Genomic DNA, 19,625 nt, shown 5'->3' with positions numbered 1-19,625 from the left:
TTTTAGACTGCAAAATTACTAATTATTTTCCGTCTTCTAAAGAGTTTTTAAAGATATCCACTTTAGAATTCTGGATATAGATCAATGCGAGGATAATGATGAGATAAAAGCCCAGCATCATCCTGTTGGCCAAAGACGGAAAAACCAAAAATCTCAGCATCACCGTTCCATATATAATTGCAAAAAACAATAGCTGAGCCTGTGTTTTTTTATTTCGAATGGAAAAATTATTAGCCAGAATGACCGCTATAAAAATCAACAGGATCGGAAAGTATGAAGCGTTGAATTCCAGCATCATTTTGCTTTTAATAAAATGAATATAATCTGAAAACAAAAACGGATCAGGATGCGAAACAGGATAAATCTGAACTTGAGTAAACTGATTCATAAATAGCGTAGACCAGGAAACCTGATTGAAAACCTGTATTAAAAAGAAAGAAAGGAACAGATACCCATATGATATAAACAATGGAACTGTTTTAACCTGAAGTTTGTTTCTGTAAAGGTAAATAAAGCCATACAGACATGAATAAAAGATAAAATATTCCGGTCTTGTCAGAATACATAACATGGCAAATATACCTGCAAGAAAGAAATTCCTTCTCACTAAAAATACATAGAAGCTTAAAAGAAGCAACAGACATGATAAAGAATCTGCCGAAACATGCCTTGCTGACTCCGGAAGAGGCTTGAACAGGGAAATTAAAATCGTGATGATGAAAGCAAAAGTATAATTTTTCAGAATTTTTATCAAAAAGCTGAAAATCAGAATAAGAATCAGTGCGTAAGAAATACTTGAGATTAAAGAGTTTGAGGCAGAAGCACTGAAACCAAGTTTGAAGAATGACCAGTTGACAAAGTTATAGAAAGGTTTTACCACAAAAAGCTGCAGTTCTTCTTCATAGGCTTTAGGGTTTTCTGATAATATTTTGTAATATGTGCTTTCCCCTTTTGCTACCTCTTCCACCATAGGATCTACAGGTCCTAATCCCGCAAAATCGGGGTTCTTTTCCCTCAGTTCATCATATACTTTCTGATGAATCTCTTCAATTTTCATATCGGGGTATTCTGTTTTATAAATCAGCCCCATATAAGCTTCCATATCCGTATTGTAATACTGGTGGGTATACAGATAGTATGACATGAAGCAGACATAGATTGAAAATATAAAAACAAGAATATTTCCCTTTTTTTTCATACAGTGATATTATAAGAATACAAATGTAAAGAAACTATCTTTTAAACCCGTATTCTTATAAAAAGCTTTTATGATAAGGGGTTACCCTAAAGTTCAAACAGAGCCGGTCTTTGGGTTACTTCATGATAGCATACGCTGTTTTCATCAAAGAAATGATACACAAGACTTTTTCTCGTTCTGTTTTTATCAGTGTGAGGTTCCCCACCGTGAAGGATATTGGCATGCCAGATTAATAGATCTCCTTTTTTCGCTTTAAAAACTTCTTTTTTTAATCCCAGTTCTTTTACTTTATCTTCAAGGAAAGTTTCATAAGCTCTGTAGCTTTTCTTCCCGATTTTTAAAGCAGTTCCTTCGTTATCATAATCTGAATTCAGGAAGTAAGGCAGTTTATGGCTTTTGGGAATATAATGCAGGGCACCGTTCGTTTCATCCACATCTTCCAGTGCAATCCAAACTCCCAACAATCCACCCAAAGGATAAGTGGTCATGTGAATACTGTCTGAATGGGTTTTCTGCTGGCTTCCATTGATGAAGTTGATACTTTGAAAAAGTTTAGATTTCCCGTTCAGCAAAACAGATAAAAAGTCTAACAATTCCTTGTCACTTCCAATATTTCTAATAATTTCCGAATGATGAATGGCAAACATCAGTTTTCCTCCGTAAATAAACTTCAGTGTTCCATCTTCCATCAGCTTATCAATTTCCATATTGATTTGATCTGCCGTTTCAGGAGTAATAAAATTCCTCAGAATCAAATATCCGTTATCATCATATTGAAGGGTACTTTCTTTATTTTCTTCTGATAGCTTTTTAAAAAAGGGAGTTTCCGTAAGTTTTGTATAGTCTACCGTTCTTGTACTGGCAGGAAGATGAGCAAAATCTTTACTCGAAATACTTGAAAAATAGTTCTTATCGATTCCGTATTTTTTATACAGCGGAATATTATGCTTTAACTTATTCTTTTTAAAAAAGTTATAGAGCATATATGATAATTTGTACTGACGAATCTGTTGTAACATAACGGTTTTTACTAGTATTTTATAAAGTTACAGAATATTACTTAATTAGAACCAATCTAAACAATGCTTTTCATCATAAAAAAGACTTTCCTTTCATGATAAGGTCACCCAATTTTTTAAAAAGATTTTTCTTTGAATTTTCAATAATGCCGTAAGGTCTTAATTCCGGACGGAATCCTCTGAAAAACTCTTCAATATTCGGTAATTCTCCTCCTTCAAAATCAAAGATATGATTTTCGATATTTTCTTTAATCAGATGGTCAATCAATACCGAGGCTCCTGATAATTTCACATAATCTTTATCATTAAAATTACCCAAAAGTGCTACCATATTGCAGTCTGTGTAGGTGGCAATTACGTTTACAATCCTACTTTGATAGTAAAAAGCGGTGAACTTCAGATAATCTAACTTGTGAAAACTTTCGAAAATCCTCATAAATTCAGACAGGTCATTCTCTTTGCTGAGTCCTATCGTGTTGGCTTCGATAAAAGCCTTTGCGTTGTCATAAGAAATGGTTTGGATTTCTGATTCTTTTAAAACTTCTTCATCCAGCCGAAGCTTTCTTTTTCTTTTAGGAGAATATCTGGCACGTACAGTTTCATAAGAATCAGGATACAATAAAAAATTCTTTTTGATTCTGATTTTAGTACGAAGCTTATTGACATCATTAAAAGGATACGCTCTGATCATGTAGTTCTTTTCCAGAAATGCTAAAAAAGCTTCATTAAGATCTACATCATCTTTGTCTGAAAAAACACCGAGCTGCTGACAAAGTTTTGGGTTGTGTACAATTTTCACTCCATACTTTCTTACAAAAGGTACAGGCATTACTGCTTTGTAATCTTTATAAACCAGGATTTCCCATGGCATCGTCGAAGTAGTATCTAAAAAGTCTTTTGTAGCAGAATATTTTCTTTGTTCGGAGTTTTCTAAACATTGAGCATATTTTACAAAATCAATTTCATGGTATTTCAATCTTCTAATCATAATAATCCTGCGTCAGAGAAACTAAAATAGGAATCCTGCGTGACAATAATATGGTCTAAAAGCTGGATACTCAATGTCTGTCCTGCTTCTTTTATTTTTTGTGTAATACTGATATCTTCCCTGCTTGGTTTCAAGCTTCCGGAAGGATGATTGTGTGCAATGATAATCCCTGTTGAAAAGTGATCCAGCGCTGCTTTGTAAAGAATTCTCACATCTACAATAGATTGGCTGATGCCTCCCTGGGTGAGTTGAGAAACATGTATCACTTTATTGTTGTTATTTAGAAAAATAGCCCAGAATTCTTCCGTTCTCAAATCAGAAAGCTGATTTCTAAGAATAATATAAGCATCACTGCTATTCCCAATGATCGTCTTTTCCGGAATTTCCTGTACAGCTTTTCTTCTTCCTATCTCTAGAGCCGAAATGATCGAAATGGCTTTTGTCTCTCCAATTCCTTTGAATTTTATCAGATCTTTAACAGAAAGCAGACTCAGCTGATGCCAGTTGTTGTTCACAGACATTAAAATTTTCCGTGCCAGCTCTACCGCATTCTCTTCTCTATTTCCACTTCCCATAATAATAGCCAGCAACTCAGAATCAGAAAGTGAGCTTTTGCCTTTTTGCAAAAACTTTTCTCTGGGTCTGTCATCTTCAGCAAGAAGTTTTATAGCCATGGAAATATATTATAGATTAATAGAAAGCATATAAAATCACAGGTTTCGTAGACTGATCAATATATTTTGCGGTTTCTTTAAAGGCATTTACAGAAAGCATCGGACATCCTAAGCTTAAACATGCCGGAGTCTGAGATTCAGTATCGGGAATGCATCCATAAGAATGAAGTACAATCGCTCTCTGCATGGCATTGCTATTGGTAGAATCCAGCCCTTTTAAGCGATAGGCTTTTCCAAACTTTCCTACATAACTTTCTCCTATGGCATATTTTCCGAGAGATGACTGGTAAGAGCCTTCTGTATTACTGAATTTTAAAGCATCTGAACGTGGAATAACAGAACCTGAACCGTGGGAAACAACAGCCTGCTGGACAATTGTATTTTTTTTCAGGTTATAAATGAAATACCTGTACTTTCCGGAAGGCATTTTAAAATTAATAAAAACAGCTAGTTCCTGATTATACTCTTTTCCTTTAATATAATTTTTAACCTCTGAAATTCTTTCCTGAGGCACGTTCATTGGACTCAATTGTTGAGATTCAACTTTTGAACAGGAAATAAAAATTAAAAAAAGAAAAATAAAGTGTTTCATTATTGGGGGTCTGTATACTCCTATTCTATGATCATCCCGTCTTTCATAACGAGTTTACGGTCTGTTATTTCTGCAAGATTCGGGTTGTGGGTAACAATCACAAAGGTTTGGTTGTATTTGTCTCTCAGATCGAAAAACAATCTGTGAAGATCATCCGCATTCTTAGAGTCCAGGTTTCCTGTAGGCTCATCTGCAAAAATAATTTTTGGTGAATTGATTAAAGCCCTAGCCACTGCAACCCTCTGCGCTTCTCCACCTGAAAGCTGATTGGGTTTATGCTGCAGTCTTTGTTCTATTTTTAAATCTTCAAATAAAGCATACGCCTTTTCAAGTGCTTCTTTTTCATTGGCTCCAGCAATTCTTGTCGGAAGCAGTACATTTTCCAGTGCGGTAAACTCCGGAAGAAGCTGATGAAACTGAAATACAAAGCCAATATTCTGATTTCTAAATTTCGATAACTGCTTGTCATTCATGTTAATAAATGACTCTCCTGCTATTTCAATTTCAGTATCATATTTATTTGATTGGCTTGGATGATCCAAAGTTCCTAAAATTTGAAGCAATGTAGATTTACCTGCTCCAGATTCTCCTACAATAGAAACCACCTCACCCATTTTGATATGAATATCAACTCCTTTCAGTACTTCTAAATTCCCATAAGATTTATGGATATTTCTTGCTTTAATCATGATTCAAAAATAGTAATTTGATTTTGAAATTCCATCAAAAAATGCGGTGATAATTTTCAATTCTCAAATTGATATCACAATAAAACCTTCCTTACAATTTGGAAAGTAAATCAAATTTAATGGATTTTGTAAATTTTGTTCTTAATGATTATAAGAATTAGACATCAGTAGTATAATCTACAACCTTATAGCTCTTATTCTTATTTTTCGAACCAACAAGATTTATGAAATATTTTAGATATTGTTCCGGGTATTGGTATTTCAAATTCCCAATAAACAAAAAAACCTCCCGATTTGGGAGGTTCTATTATTTTCATTTCAGAAAATTACAGTAACAATGTTAATGGACTTTCTAAATAAGTTCTTAATGTCTGTAAGAATTGAGCACCTGTAGCGCCATCTACCACTCTGTGGTCACATGCCAATGAAAGTTTCATGGTGTTTCCAACTACGATCTGACCATCTTTAACGATTGGTTTTTCGATAATTGCTCCTACTGAAAGGATTGCAGAGTTTGGCTGGTTGATGATACTTGTAAATGTCTCGATTCCGAACATTCCTAAGTTAGAAATAGAGAATGTAGATCCTTCCATTTCATTAGCCTTAAGACCTTTACTTTTTGCTCTTGAAGCCATATCTTTTACGGATGCAGAAATCTGAGTGTACGTCATCTGATCTGTATTTTTCAATACAGGAACTACCAATCCGTCAGGAATAGCTACTGCTACACCAATGTTGATATTTCCTCTGTGGATGATCTTATCACCAGCCCAGCTTGAATTTACCTGAGGGTGTTTTCTTAAAGCAATTGCAGTCGCTTTAATGATCATATCATTGAAAGAGATCTTAGTATCAGGTAAAGAATTGATTTCTTTTCTTGCCTCAATTGCTTTATCCATGTTAATCTCAACCATCAGATAGTAGTGAGGTGCAGAGAATTTACTTTCAGCAAGACGTTTTGCGATAATATTTCTCACCTGAGAGTTTTGAGTCTCTGTATCTTCACCTTGTACGAAGTTTACTGCAACAGGAGCAGCGCTTGCTGCAGGAGCTGAAGCAGCTGGTTTCGCAGCTGGCTGATAGTTTTCAATATCTTTTTTAACGATTCTTCCGTTTTCACCAGAACCCTGAACACTGTTGATGTCAACTCCTTTATCCTGAGCCATTTTCTTAGCCAGTGGAGAGATTGCCACTCTGTCAGAAGATGAAGCGTCAGCAGCCGGAGCAGCTTTTTCTTCTGTTTTCGCTTCTGCTTTTTGTTCAGCTGGTTTTTCAGTTGACTGAGCAGCAGCTTTTGGAGCACCTACAGCAGAAATATCAGTTCCTGCAGGGCCAATAATGGCTAATATAGAATCAACAGGAGCAGCTCCTCCTTCTTCTACACCTTGCTTCAATAATACTCCATTGAATTCAGATTCGAAATCCTGTACTGCTTTATCTGTTTCGATCTCAGCAAGAAGGTCACCTTCTTTTACTGTATCGCCTACATTTTTATGCCATTTAGCTACCTTACCTTCTGTCATTGTATCAGAAAGTCTAGGCATTGTAATAACTTCTACTCCAGCCGGAACTTCTGCCGCAGCAGATTCAGTTACAGGAGCCTCAGCTTTAGGTTGTTCTTCGGATTTTTTTTCTTCAGAACCTGCACTTGGAGCAGCAGCTCCGCCTGTCAATCCTGAAATATCTTCTCCTTCATTACCGATAATTGCTAAAACAGAGTCTACAGCAGCAGCACCTCCTTCTTCTACACCTACGTATAAAAGGGTACCTTCTATCTCAGATTCGAAATCCTGAACTGCTTTGTCAGTTTCAATTTCAGCTAAAATATCTCCTTCTTTTACTTTATCTCCAACTTTTTTATGCCATTTTGCCACTTTACCTTCCGTCATAGTGTCGGATAGGCGGGGCATCGTAATTACTTCTGCCATAATTTTCTAATATGATAATTTGTTAATGTGATGACGTGAGAATTAAAAAATTTAATTCATTTTCAAATTCTCAAATTATCTAATTATTAATTTTCTAATTTGTCTAGGAATGGATAGTTTTCCTGAGCGTATACATATTCATAGATCTTATCAACCTCTGGATAAGGAGAGTTTTCCATAAATTCGATACATTCGTCAACGAAGTCTCTTGATTTATTATCCGTAGCTTCCAATTCTTCTTCTGTAGCCCATCCGTTTTCTAAAATTCTGTGCTTTACAAGCTCGATTGGGTCATCATTTTTATGAATAGCTACCTCTTCTTTAGATCTGTATGGCTCAGCATCAGACATAGAGTGTCCTCTGTAACGGTAAGTTCTTGCTTCAATGAAAGTAGGACCGTCTCCTCTTCTTGCTCTTTCAATAGCTTCATAAGCAGCTTCTGCTACTTTTTCAGGATCCATTGCATCTACAGCAAGGCAAGGCATTTCGTATCCTAATCCTAATTTATAGATATCTTCGTGGTTGGCAGTTCTTTTTACAGAAGTTCCCATTGCATATTGGTTGTTTTCTACAACAAATACTACAGGCAGCTTCCAGTTCATAGCCATGTTGAATGTCTCATGTAAAGAACCTTGTCTTGCAGCACCATCTCCAAAGAAACAGATGTTCACTGCTTTTCTGTCAAAATATTTATCTGCGAAAGCAATACCTGCTCCTAAAGGAATTTGTCCTCCAACGATACCGTGTCCTCCATAAAAACGGTGTTCTTTACTGAAAATGTGCATAGATCCACCCATACCTCCGGATGTTCCTGTAGCTTTACCGCAAAGTTCAGCCATGATTCTTTTAGGATCCACTCCCATCGCCATTGGATGAATGTGGCATCTGTAAGCAGTAATCATACTATCCTTTGTTAGATCCATTGCATGTGTGAATCCAGCAGGGATAGCTTCCTGACCATTATACAAATGTAAAAAACCTCTGATCTTTTGTTTTAGGTAAAGAGAACGGCATTTGTCTTCAAACCTTCTCCACATTGTCATATCTTCATACCACTTCAGGTATACCTCTTTAGAAAATTCTTTCATGTGTTAGCTCTTGCTTTTTTATGATGAAATAGTTGAGCAAAATTATGAAAAAAACTTCGTTTTTATTCTATAGATAGATAACTTTTCGTTTTTTCTGTAAAATCTATTTGCGCACTGAATGGATTATTCTTAATTTTCGAGCCTTGGATCTACTCATGAAGCACCGTCCTATCTGTTATTTCTCTACTCCCATATATAAGGAACCAGCCTATCTATGTGCCTTTTTTGAAATAGTAAAAGGGGCAGAAATATCAGAAATTCATGGCTCTTTACCCCTCCACTTCTTTCTCCTTTAATTATTGTTAACATAACTTTTGGTCATTTCGACAGCTTCTTTTCAGAGGAAACTCTATACACCCCGAGTTTCTGTCTTTAGTATTATTAATGAATTTAATATAAAAATTAAAAAAGACCCTCCTTAAGATCAATACACTTATAAACAATCACTTAAACAACTCTCACATTCTTCCTATTGATGGATATTCATTTGATTTTTGAGCTTATAGTAGTATATTTGGTTTTTAAACTAAAATATGGAAGAAAAGCAGTCTTCATTACTACACAAGATTTCAAAAGTCATCTCTGATTTTTTCAATCCTTTGGTCTCTCTGATCATTTTTTTTGTATACATGAGCATCAGAGAATACACCCTTAAAGATTCTTTACTTTATTTCCTTCCAGTATTATCAATGATCATTATTCCCGTTGTCATATGGCTTGTGTGGAATGTGAAGACGGGAAGATATACCAATATGGATGTATCCAACCGGGTTCAAAGGAAAACTCTTTATATATTTATTGCAGTCTGTGTAATTGCGTATCTTATTTTCAATTACATCAGAAACGGATCTATTGATCTTATCATGCTGTTTATTTTAATCCTTCTTTTTGCTCTTCAGATCAGCAATCTTTATATCAAAAGCTCGATGCATACTGCATTCAACATATTTGTAGCTGCCTTATTTTTCTCATTGGGCTGGAAAATGGGACTTGCGTGGCTGGGAATCGCTATTTTGGTTGGTGTTACCCGGGTTATTTTAAAAAGACACACCGTAAAAGAAGTATTTATGGGCGCTGGAATAGCTTTTATGGTATCTTTTATCTATCTTTATTGCAATATTCAATTTCAACATTAGAATACTCTATGAAAATAAATCATCTTACCGCCGCAGAGGAAAACTTTATGAAGCTGTTTTGGAAAATGGAATCTTTCTATCTGAAGGATGTTATGGAGCAGCATCCGGAACCGAAACCACACCAGAACACGGTTTCCACTTATTTGAAAATATTAGTTGAAAAAGGCTATCTATCAACAGTAAAAGAAGGAAGGATCTTCAAATATACCGTTCTTGTTCCTTTGACAGAGTATAAGAAATTTCTATTGAAAGAACTTTCACGCAACTTTTTTAATGATTCAGGAAAAGAAATTCTGGAACTTCTATTAAGTGAAAAATTGATCTCTCAGGAAGACATGAAGGGACATTTTGATCTTAAAATTGAAATAAAACCAGCCAAAATTGAAGAACCTAAATTTGAAATTGCTGAAGAAATTTTAAGTCCAAAAAAAGAGAAAAAGACCAAAGTAAAAGAGAAAGATAAGGACAAAAAGAAAAAAAAGAAAAAGGATTAACCTAAATTCCAAAAACACCAAATCATGAAAACAAAATTCCAGGCAACGGTAAGCCGGGCCAATGAAGTCATTTTCCGATATCCAATAATTCTGGTAATGGCTTTATTAGCTTCTATTGGTGCTATTTGTATTGCGGAAAGTACCTTTGATGAAACTACCGTTTACACCAGATTTACTATTTGTGCCTGTCTCGGAATTTCCCTGATGTTTGCATTGAAAATGTTATCTCAGAGAATTGGGAAAGAATTACTGTTACATGCATCAGGTATTGCTTTTCTTATAGGATTCTATTGTATTCTCCCTGATAAAAAGAATAATTTTACAGAAGTTTACGTTTATATCATTGCCATCACATCTCTTCTCTTCCACTTATTGGTTTCTTTCGTTCCGTTTCTGGAGAAAGATAGGGAACTTAGATTTTGGCAGTACAATAAAAATCTCTTTGTTAATTTCTTTCTTACGGTTGTATTTACAGGCGTTTTGACCGGCGGAGTTGAGCTGGCGATCGTAGCTGTTGATAATCTTTTTGATTTTCATTTTCACCACAGGGCCTATACGGATACATTCTTTGTTCTGGCTATTTTTGGAAGCAGTTTTATCTTTCTCTTATTTAATGATAAAGGGTTAAATAATCTCGAAAAAGATGGAACTTATCCTGTTGTTTTAAAGTTTTTCACTCAGTTTATTCTTATTCCGTTACTGCTTATATATGCAGCTATTCTTTACTTCTATTCTGCTAAAATATTAATCAACTGGCAACTTCCAAGAGGCTGGGTTTCTTACCTTATTCTAGCCTACAGTACCGTTGGCATCCTGGCACTGCTGCTTGTACATCCACTAAAAGAGGAGAATGCGAAATCCTGGGTTAGAATATTTTCAAAGGCATTTTACTATACCATTGCTCCTTTGATCATCCTTCTTTTCACTGCTATTTTTACAAGAATTTTAGAATACGGGTATACAGAACCAAGGTATTTTGTACTGATGCTTGCTCTATGGCTGTTGAGTATTGTTATTTACTTTATTTTTAATAGAAAAGCTACTATAAAATTCATTCCGGTCAGTTTATTTCTGTTTGGAGCTTTTGCTTTAATTTTTCCTTATTTCAATGCCTTCAGTGTAGCTCAAAGAAGTCAGAAAACAGAACTGATGAATATTTTAAATAAAAATCAGTTAATCAGTGGCAACAAAATTAATTTCAATAAGAAAATAACCGATACAGTACGGACTGAAATTGCTGATAAATTTGAATTTCTAGCCGAAAGAAAGCAAGGGAAATTTTTATCAAATCTTCTGGATCAAAAAGCTCAGACTGAATTATCAGATAATATTGAAAAGGGGGCATTTTATGGTATAAAATATGATATCCAGAACAAATTTTCAGATGTAAATATCACTTCAAAAAACAAACCGTACGAAGTGAATAGAATTGTTCTCGTTTCTGAAAAACAGGTCATGGAAATTGCAAACTATCAGTATTTATTATCCTTCCCACGCTACGGCAGAGATCCGCAAAAGCTGAACGAAGATCAGTTTGGAATCATCGATCAACTAACAGAGAAATCATCATTAAAACTAACGTTAAATGCCAAGGAAGAAATCGATTTTGGACCCCAAATCATCAAATTATTTGAAGTCAATAAAAATAAAACCGGAACTGTAAAAGTCCCTGATATCGCCATGGAGTCTGATCTGGGAAAATACCATATTAAGCTTATTTTTAATGAAATCACACGGGAGAAATATTCCGATGATAATCTTGCCAGCATTTATTACGACAATGCTTATCTTCTTATAAGATTAAAATAATATATCATAAAAAAGACTGCCACACGGACAGTCTTTTTTTATTCTTTTTTTAGAAATATCAGTTTCTCTTATCTCTGAGTTCCTGAACTCCAGACTGGAGAATAGTTTCCATAGATTACTAAATTTCCATCATCCTGTACAGTAAGTTTAGCACCTCCTCTTCTGGAAGTATTAGAACTCCATACAGATTTGTTGTAAGAATCATAAATTACAAGATTTCCATCACTCTGGAATTCTGCTCTGCTTCCTTTGTTATCTGTACCTGTTCCCCAGATCGGATCACCATTATTGTTTGACAAAACAAGATTCCCATCATTTTGGAAAATCAGATAATAGTTACGGTTAGAAGAGAAAAGTTTTTCACCTTTTCTGAATCTGTGTCCGGCATCTACAGAACCGTTACCACGTCCATAGTCATTATTGTTTCCACTTCCGTTTTTTGAAGCCCACAAAGCATTAGACCCATTGTAAACGACAAGATTACCGTCATCTTGAATCGTCAATTTATCAGCTCTTCTTCCGTTGGTACTGGTACTGAAAGCAACTCCGTTTCCTGGTGTATACACTACAAGATTCCCATCTTCCTGAAAAATTGCTTTCACTCCTCTGTTGGCCGTTTTTGAATCCCAGATTGAAGCACCCGCTCTATTGTATAAAACCAGGTTACCATCATTTTGGAAAATCAGATAATATCGGTTGTTATTCGCCCAATATTTTCTGTTTTGTTCTATTGTCTGCCCAGTGTAAATGTTTTGTGCATTGATTAATAATCCACCAAACACCATCATTAATGCTAATAAATGTTTTTTCATTATAATTATTTTTCGATTGATTGATAATTTTCTAAAATTATGCCAAAACACCTCAATATTTCAATCCTAACTCTAATTATATGATTGACTGGAAATTAAATTCCACAAAAAAAGCGGCTTAAAAGCCGCTTCATATTTTTACCAACGATTTCCGCCTCCGCTACGGTTGTTGTTACCACCGCCATAGCCTCCGCCTCTATTGTTGTTACCTCCACCGTAACCTCCGCCTCTGTTGTTGTCGAAGCTTCTTCTTGGTTTTTCTTCTCTTGGCTTAGCTTCAGATACGTTTAGAGCTTTTCCGTTGAATTCTTTCTGGTTAAGAGCTTCAATAGCCTGCTGTCCTTCTTCATCACCCATCTCTACAAAACCGAAACCTCTGGAACGACCAGTTTCTCTGTCTGTAACGATTTTAGCTGATGATACATCACCAAATTCTGCGAATAGATCGTGCAACTCATACTCTTTAGTTGCGTAATTGATGTTTGAAACAAAAATGTTCATTTTAAAATAAATTAAAAAATTAATAAAAATTTGGTATATAAAAGAAAAGCAACATAAATTAATGAACAAATATTGATTCCAAATATAAACGTATGCAAGATACAATTAAAATAATCAAATCCAAGCTTTTTTTACATATTTCTCACATTATGTTGAATCGAAGCGGTAAAAAGCCACCAAAAACAACAATAACAAACTGATTATCAATTAAATAAACTCAAAAATAGGTTTAGTTAAAATTATTTAATATTTCAAATAGAATCATAAGAAATATAAACAGCATACTACCAATTACATCAATACTTTTATTGAATCGGTCGAAAACTGCCCGGTTTATCAAGCACCAGCACCTCTCTCAAAAAAACAAGACGATTATCGATCTTCACTGTGAGAAACTCATAAAATCCGTATCAATATTCATCAGGCGATATCATTTTTGAATGTTATGTTATTAAATATGATATTTCAGATTATGAAAAACACAAAGAAAGTGAAAAATTCTTTTCCAACAATCAGACACACCTCCCAATCCCAAAATAAGGATTTGAAATTTATCATAATAAGAAGAGGAAAATAGCTCTGTTTACAATAGAAAGCAATGAATGTCAAACATTACTAAATGATACTTTTACTGCAAAAATAAAAGCCATGTGTTCCAAAAGAAAATGATTGAGAAAATGAATCATCCTTTTCAGATCAATAAATGCTATTCTTTTGAAAAGATCAGCTTTTAACACTAAATTTGTACTGCAAATTAAAAAGACATGAACTACCATACCAGAAAATGGGTAAAACCCGAAGATCTAAACCCAAACCATTCACTTTTCGGAGGAAGACTCCTCCAATGGATCGATGAAGAAGCAGCCCTTTATGCTATTATCCAGTTGGAAAACACAAAAGTGGTAACGAAATTTATCTCTGAAATTAACTTTGTCAGCTCTGCCAAACAGGGAGACATTATAGAAATAGGAATTGAAGCTACCCATTTCGGATCTTCCTCTATTGCTTTAAGGTGTGATGTACGAAACAAAATGACCCATCAAACCATTATTACCGTAGATAAAATTGTAATGGTAAACCTTGATGCAGAAGGCAACCCTGCTCCTCATGGCAAAACCCAGATCGAATTTGTAAAAGACAGGTTAAACGGAAACCTATGAAAATTTTCATAAAAAATATGGTCTGCAACAGATGCATTGCGGCAGTGGAAAACATTTTCCGTAATGCAGATGTAAAGATAAACGCTGCCGTATTAGGTGAAATAGAAACCGATTCTGAAATCTCCCCTGATACAATGCAGATCATAGAAAAACAACTGTTGGATACAGGTTTTGAAAGAATCATGGATTCTGCTCATCAACTTGTTGAAAAAATTAAAAATCTAATCATTGTAAAGGTTAGCGAGCTTGATATTTCTGAAGATTTTCTGCTTTCAGAATTTTTAAGTTCAAAACTTCATAAGGATTACAGCGCTCTTTCAAAAACGTTTTCACAAAATGAAAATATTACGTTAGAACAGTTCTTCATCCTTCAGAAAATTGAAAAGGTAAAAGAACTTCTTCTATATAATGAATTCAATCTTACCGAAATTGCAGGAAAGCTTGGCTACAAAAGTGTTCAGCATCTCTCTTCCCAATTCCGGAATGTAACAGGCTTTACTCCTACTGAGTTCAAAAAACTGAAAGAACACAACCGCAAAGCACTTGACAATCTCTAATATGCTTGAGAGTTTGAGTACGGGGAATTTTCCATGTAATTAAAGCATAAACATTTTACTCCCCCACCCTAATACACTCAAACTCTCCCACCCTCCAACCTCTCCCTCTCCTAATTTTATAACTATTATCCTTAAATTTATAACAGCCTTAGAATTCCATTTTGGAAATTTGTACTATAAATTTAAGAATCATGGACCAACAGTATAAAATACTCGGAATGACCTGTTCCGGCTGCCAGAAAAAGATATCCAATCAACTGAACAGTATTGATGGTATTAAAGCCGATGTAAATCTGGAAAACAATACCGCAACAATCACTTCTGATCATGAAGTGAAACTTTCAGTTTTAAATGATGCTTTGGCAGAAATAGGAAAATACAGACTTGAAGATCCCAATAATCCTGAGAAAGCTTTTGTAAAACCTCAGGACCGGGTATCTCCGTCTTCAGTATACTATTGTCCAATGGAATGCGAAGGAGATAAAGTCTATTTCAAACAGGGTGAAAGATGTCCTGTCTGCAAAATGTACCTCGTACCTATTGAAGAAAAACTGGCCAAAGATCCTAATCATAAACCAACCTATTCAGCCACCAATCTTCCTGAAAACTTTAAAGACAGTATCGGAAAACAGTATTGCCCAATGTTTTGCGAGGGTGATACAGTATATGATGAAAAAGGAGAATGCCCGGTTTGCCATATGGACCTGGAGCCAATCACTGAAGAGCTTGCCCAAAAAGCAGTCTCACATCAACATCACTCTCATTCCCATTCTCATCATGAGCATCACGGCCATCATCATGAAGCTCCAAAAGTGACCGATGAAATGGCCGGCAAGTACTATTGCCCTATGTATTGTGAAGGGGATAAAACCTATGATTCTAATGTAGGATGCCCCGTGTGCGGAATGGACCTTGTAAAATATCCGGAAAAGAAAGTGGCAAAATACACCTGTCCGATGCACCCGGAAATCATCCGTGACGAACCGGGAGACTGCCCGATCTGTGGAATGGATCTCGTAAGAATGCCTGACAGCAGTAATGATGATGAAGACGAAACCTATACTATATTAAAGAGAAAGTTCATTGCTTCATTAGCATTTACCATTCCTGTTTTTATCCTTTCAATGGGAGGAATGTTTATCAATTTCCCTTTCTCACATCAGGTCCAGGGGTTTATTGAGCTTGCTCTGACTCTTCCGGTGATGTTTTATTCCGGCTGGTTCTTATTAAAAAGAGGATGGGTTTCTTTTAAAACATGGAATCTCAATATGTTCAGCCTTATCGCTTTGGGCGTAGCGGCAGCATTTATTTTCAGTATTGCAGCTTTAATTTTCCCTGATATTATTCCGCATGAGATCCGTGGCCATAATCATGAAATTCCGTTGTATTTTGAGGCCGTCTGTGTGATTTTAACCCTTGTTATTCTAGGCCAGCTAATGGAAGCTGCAGCCCATAAAAAAACAGGAAATGCCATCAAAGAATTAATGAACCTTTCACCCGATGAAGCCAATCTTATGGTAAACGGTGAAGAAAAAAGAGTTCTGCTTTCTCAGGTAAAAATAGGAGACTTATTAAAGGTAAAACCCGGTGAAAAAATTCCGGTAGACGGAAAAATTACAGAAGGAAATTCTATAGTAGATGAAAGTATGATCACCGGAGAGCCTATCCCTATTGAAAAAAGTGTAGATGACAAGGTCTCTTCGGGAACGATAAACGGTAATCAGGTATTCATCATGAAAGCGGAAAAAGTAGGTGACGAAACATTGCTTTCACAGATCATTAAAATGGTGAATGAAGCCAGTCGAAGCAAAGCGCCTATCCAGAAGCTGACAGATAAAGTTTCAAAAGTATTTGTTCCTGTGGTCATCCTTATTGCTGTGCTTACTTTTATTCTATGGCAGTTCTTCGGACCGGAAGGAAAAAGAAGCTTATTTGCTTTCGTGAACGCTGTTGCGGTCTTAATCGTCGCATGTCCTTGTGCCCTTGGACTGGCAACTCCAATGTCATTAATGGTAGGAATCGGGAAAGGTGCTAAAAACGGAATCCTGATCAAAAATGCTGAAGCTCTTGAGCAAATGCATAAAGTCAACGTATTAATCACTGATAAAACAGGAACTTTAACAGAAGGAAAACCTTCCGTAGAATATATTGAAACGGTAGATCATGAAGATAAGAATCAGATTTTAAAACTGGCTTTTTCTTTGAATCAAAATTCCGAACATCCACTTTCCAATGCCGTTATAAAGAGAGCAAAAGAAGAAAATATAAACGCTGAAAAAGTAGATCAGTTTGAAAATATTTCCGGAAAAGGAATAAAAGGAAACATTAATGGTAAAACCACCTATTTAGGAAATGAAAACCTGTTGACGACCCATCAGATCCAGATTCCGGAGACTTTAAAACAAAAAGCAATAGAAGTACAGTCAAAAGCCCATACGATTTCTTATATCGCTAAGGATCAGCAGGTGCTTGGCTTCATAAGCTTTACAGATAAAATCAAAGAAAGCTCTAAAAAAGCAGTGAAACAGCTGATGAGCGAAGGTATCGATGTAATCATGATGACTGGTGATAACGAGCATACCGCCAAAGCCGTAGCTGATGAATTAGGAATCAAACATTTCAAAGCCAATTGTCTTCCTGAGGATAAACTGAATGAAGTAAAAAAACTACAGCAGCAAGGAAAAATCGTTGCCATGACCGGAGACGGGATCAACGACTCTCCTGCCCTAGCCCAATCCAATGTCGGAATTGCAATGGGAACAGGAACGGACGTAGCGATTGAAAGTGCCGAAATCACTTTATTACAAGGTGATATTCTAGGAGTAGCAAAAGCAAAGCTTCTCAGTGAAAAACTTCTCAAAAATATTAAAGAGAACTTATTCTTCGCATTTATCTATAATGTGTTGGGAGTTCCTGTAGCGGCAGGATTATTGTATCCATTCTTTGGAATTCTCTTATCACCAATGATAGCTGCTGCGGCGATGAGCGTCAGCTCTTTATCTGTGATTCTGAATTCTTTGAGATTAAACTCAGTGGATTTGAATATAAAATAACAGCATGAAAAAAGGAAGTCTTTACATAGGATGTTCAGGATTTTATAATAACGACTGGAAAGGGTCTTTATACCCTGAAAATATACCTAGTAAAGACTTTCTTTCTTTATATTCAAAAACTTTCAACGCGGTAGAGATCAATTCTACCTTCTACAGGAAACCTACAGCAAAAACACTTCTGAAATGGTATGATGAAACCCCTGATGAATTCAGGTTCTTTATTAAAATTCCAAAATCCATCACTCACGAAAACCGACTTGAAAATTCTAAAGAAGAAATCGCAGTATTCTGCCATCATATTCAAAGCAATCTGAAAGAGAAGCTATCCGGATTTCTATACCAATTTCCCCCTTCCTTTAAAAACACCCCAGAAAATACAGAACGTATTATTAATAGTATGGATCATGCTTTTCTGAATGTGATTGAATTCCGTCACCGCTCATGGTGGCAAAAAGAAGTTTTTGATCTTTTAAAAGCCCATCATATTGTTTTTTCCGGCGTCAGTTTTCCGGGTGATCTTCCTGAAGATATCATCATCAATCATCCCCAAACACTCTATTACAGACTTCACGGAAAACCCATCCTTTACAAATCAGAATACAGCGAAAACTTTATGAATGAGCTCGCTGAAAAAATTAAGAATCATAAGCAGACCCTTTTTATATTTTTCAATAATACATGGGGAACCGCTGCCATTCGAAATGCCTTGTATTTAAAAAGTATTTTAGAATAGAACCGGTTATCTTCTTTTCCAGTTTTCTAATATTTGTTAAAATAAAAATAATTCCCCATCCTATGAAAATATTTTTAATTCAACATAAATAGAGAAAGACTATTGGTTTGATATTTATAAATGTTAAAATTTAAAGAAAAGAAAAACATATGTTCCCAATTAGGATTTAAAAGGAAAATCGCCTTATAATAAAGTTCTTAAAATAAGCTTAAAAAGAAAAATAAGTGTACAGCATGGCATATAATTTGTTAACTTTCAACTGTTATTTTTAACGATTTTTAACAATTTAAAATTCCATTATCTTTATGAAAAAAATTTTTGCAGGAAAGTCAAAAAATGCGACTTTTCTCGGGGTGTTTGCATTGGTGAGTGCAACTTCAGTTTTATTGAACAGCTGTAATTTCAAGAATGAGGTGAATGACCCCGTCGTCAATTCACAAGAACATCCTGCCGCAGAAATAGTTCCTAAAATGGATGATGAAAATGTAGACCCGGATAAAAGAGTGATCTACCTTACCTTCGATGATGGTCCCAATCAGGGAACCGAAAATCTTTTAAAAATCCTTGACAAAAGAAATGTTTGTGCAACTGCCTTTCTGGTGGGGAAACATGCCTATGGAAGCAAGAAACAGAAAGATGACTTACTGCTTCTGAAGCAAAACCCACTGATAGAGCTGGCGAATCACAGTTTTACTCATGCCCACAACAAGTACACCGATTTTTATAAAAATGCTGACGCTGTAGTTCATGATTTTGATATCGCCAAAGATAGCCTGAAGCTTTCAGATAAAATAGCAAGAACTCCGGGAAGAAATATCTGGAGACTCAATAATATCAACGTAACCGATATCAAAAGCTCCACTGCCTCAGCAGACGGTCTTAAAAAAGCAGGTTATAAAGTGATCGGCTGGGATCTTGAATGGAGACCTTCCCAAAAAATGACTTTAAAGGGAAGTCATGAAGCAATGATCAAGAAAGTGGACAGTATTTTCTTTAACGACCTTGAAAAAACGTCAAGACATCTTGTTTTCCTTACCCACGACCAATATCTCAGAGATGCAGATTCTATCAATGAGCTGGATATGTTTATTGAAAAATTACAGAAAAGCAACAGGTTTGTTTTCAGAAAAATTTCTCAGTATCCTAAGATCAATGAAGTTTTGAATTAACAAAGAGATTAGATTCAACAGATTA

The 19,625-nt window shown here is 35.5% G+C and carries 18 protein-coding genes and 1 pseudogene; 9 read left to right on the top strand and 10 right to left on the bottom strand.

Features of this window, described 5'->3' with window-relative positions; translation table 11 throughout:
• Nucleotides 1–22 precede the first annotated feature (22 nt).
• The 8 genes from DBR39_RS04975 to pdhA form a co-directional block, all read right to left on the bottom strand.
• Nucleotides 23–1,198: a hypothetical protein gene (locus tag DBR39_RS04975; protein WP_124531113.1), complete on the bottom strand. Its 1,176-nt coding sequence runs from the start codon at nucleotides 1,196–1,198 to the stop codon at nucleotides 23–25.
• Between the two features lie 86 nt (nucleotides 1,199–1,284).
• Entirely contained in the window at nucleotides 1,285–2,217 is a 933-nt protein-coding gene (locus DBR39_RS04970; RefSeq protein ID WP_124531112.1) for a phytanoyl-CoA dioxygenase family protein, read from the bottom strand.
• A gap of 73 nt (nucleotides 2,218–2,290) precedes the next feature.
• Nucleotides 2,291–3,205, bottom strand: a complete 915-nt coding sequence (locus tag DBR39_RS04965; RefSeq protein ID WP_124531111.1) for a hypothetical protein — start codon at nucleotides 3,203–3,205, stop codon at nucleotides 2,291–2,293.
• Nucleotides 3,202–3,879: a RadC family protein gene (gene radC / locus DBR39_RS04960; RefSeq protein ID WP_124531110.1), complete on the bottom strand. Its 678-nt coding sequence runs from the start codon at nucleotides 3,877–3,879 to the stop codon at nucleotides 3,202–3,204. Before radC ends, DBR39_RS04965 begins: the two co-directional genes overlap by 4 nt.
• A gap of 16 nt (nucleotides 3,880–3,895) precedes the next feature.
• Nucleotides 3,896–4,399 (bottom strand): murein L,D-transpeptidase catalytic domain-containing protein, encoded by a 504-nt coding sequence (locus tag DBR39_RS04955; RefSeq protein ID WP_228447792.1) that lies wholly within the window; start codon nucleotides 4,397–4,399, stop codon nucleotides 3,896–3,898.
• A gap of 92 nt (nucleotides 4,400–4,491) precedes the next feature.
• The gene (locus DBR39_RS04950; RefSeq protein ID WP_103232842.1) at nucleotides 4,492–5,160 is read right to left on the bottom strand and encodes an ABC transporter ATP-binding protein; all 669 of its coding nucleotides are present in this window, start codon (nucleotides 5,158–5,160) and stop codon (nucleotides 4,492–4,494) included.
• A 326-nt stretch (nucleotides 5,161–5,486) separates the two neighbouring features.
• Entirely contained in the window at nucleotides 5,487–7,088 is a 1,602-nt protein-coding gene (locus DBR39_RS04945; RefSeq protein WP_124531108.1) for a pyruvate dehydrogenase complex dihydrolipoamide acetyltransferase, read from the bottom strand.
• Between the two features lie 86 nt (nucleotides 7,089–7,174).
• A complete protein-coding gene (pdhA, locus tag DBR39_RS04940) occupies nucleotides 7,175–8,176 on the bottom strand; it encodes a pyruvate dehydrogenase (acetyl-transferring) E1 component subunit alpha (protein ID WP_124531107.1) in 1,002 nt (333 codons plus the stop codon).
• Between the two features lie 533 nt (nucleotides 8,177–8,709).
• On the opposite strand from pdhA, the gene DBR39_RS04935 reads away from it, so the two are divergent.
• The 3 genes from DBR39_RS04935 to DBR39_RS04925 are packed head-to-tail and all read left to right on the top strand — an operon-like array spanning nucleotide 8,710 to nucleotide 11,615.
• Complete coding sequence (locus tag DBR39_RS04935; RefSeq protein ID WP_124531106.1) at nucleotides 8,710–9,312, top strand: phosphatase PAP2 family protein; 603 nt, start codon at nucleotides 8,710–8,712, stop codon at nucleotides 9,310–9,312.
• Nucleotides 9,313–9,320: 8 nt separating this feature from the next.
• Complete coding sequence (locus DBR39_RS04930; RefSeq protein ID WP_124531105.1) at nucleotides 9,321–9,806, top strand: BlaI/MecI/CopY family transcriptional regulator; 486 nt, start codon at nucleotides 9,321–9,323, stop codon at nucleotides 9,804–9,806.
• Nucleotides 9,807–9,830: 24 nt separating this feature from the next.
• Nucleotides 9,831–11,615, top strand: a complete 1,785-nt coding sequence (locus DBR39_RS04925) for a DUF4153 domain-containing protein (RefSeq protein ID WP_124531104.1) — start codon at nucleotides 9,831–9,833, stop codon at nucleotides 11,613–11,615.
• 68 nt (nucleotides 11,616–11,683) lie between these two features.
• Here DBR39_RS04925 and DBR39_RS04920 read toward each other — a convergent pair whose 3' ends face one another.
• On the bottom strand, nucleotides 11,684–12,427 hold the full coding sequence (locus DBR39_RS04920; protein ID WP_124531103.1) for a curculin domain-containing protein: 744 nt from the start codon (nucleotides 12,425–12,427) through the stop codon (nucleotides 11,684–11,686).
• 138 nt (nucleotides 12,428–12,565) lie between these two features.
• The gene (locus DBR39_RS04915) at nucleotides 12,566–12,928 is read right to left on the bottom strand and encodes an RNA recognition motif domain-containing protein (protein ID WP_109738282.1); all 363 of its coding nucleotides are present in this window, start codon (nucleotides 12,926–12,928) and stop codon (nucleotides 12,566–12,568) included.
• Nucleotides 12,929–13,357: 429 nt separating this feature from the next.
• Here DBR39_RS04915 and DBR39_RS24585 point away from each other — a divergent pair.
• The 6 genes and pseudogenes from DBR39_RS24585 to DBR39_RS04890 all read left to right on the top strand — a co-directional run bounded on the left by DBR39_RS24585 (nucleotide 13,358) and on the right by DBR39_RS04890 (nucleotide 19,600).
• Nucleotides 13,358–13,597: pseudogene (locus DBR39_RS24585) on the top strand (DUF6157 family protein).
• 95 nt (nucleotides 13,598–13,692) lie between these two features.
• Complete coding sequence (locus tag DBR39_RS04910) at nucleotides 13,693–14,088, top strand: acyl-CoA thioesterase (protein ID WP_103235690.1); 396 nt, start codon at nucleotides 13,693–13,695, stop codon at nucleotides 14,086–14,088.
• Nucleotides 14,085–14,645: a helix-turn-helix domain-containing protein gene (locus DBR39_RS04905; protein ID WP_124531102.1), complete on the top strand. Its 561-nt coding sequence runs from the start codon at nucleotides 14,085–14,087 to the stop codon at nucleotides 14,643–14,645. The genes DBR39_RS04910 and DBR39_RS04905 overlap by 4 nt, the downstream gene beginning before the upstream one ends.
• A gap of 191 nt (nucleotides 14,646–14,836) precedes the next feature.
• Complete coding sequence (locus DBR39_RS04900; RefSeq protein WP_124531101.1) at nucleotides 14,837–17,698, top strand: heavy metal translocating P-type ATPase; 2,862 nt, start codon at nucleotides 14,837–14,839, stop codon at nucleotides 17,696–17,698.
• 4 nt (nucleotides 17,699–17,702) lie between these two features.
• A complete protein-coding gene (locus DBR39_RS04895; protein ID WP_124531100.1) occupies nucleotides 17,703–18,431 on the top strand; it encodes a DUF72 domain-containing protein in 729 nt (242 codons plus the stop codon).
• 305 nt (nucleotides 18,432–18,736) lie between these two features.
• Complete coding sequence (locus DBR39_RS04890) at nucleotides 18,737–19,600, top strand: polysaccharide deacetylase family protein (RefSeq protein WP_124531099.1); 864 nt, start codon at nucleotides 18,737–18,739, stop codon at nucleotides 19,598–19,600.
• Nucleotides 19,601–19,625 lie beyond the last annotated feature (25 nt).

Origin of the sequence: Chryseobacterium sp. KBW03 (assembly GCF_003852415.1) — a bacterium.
In the GTDB taxonomy this organism is placed as follows: domain Bacteria; phylum Bacteroidota; class Bacteroidia; order Flavobacteriales; family Weeksellaceae; genus Chryseobacterium; species Chryseobacterium viscerum.
The sequence above is the reverse complement of the archived record's forward strand: the minus strand, read 5'-3'. Positions and strand labels throughout refer to the sequence as shown.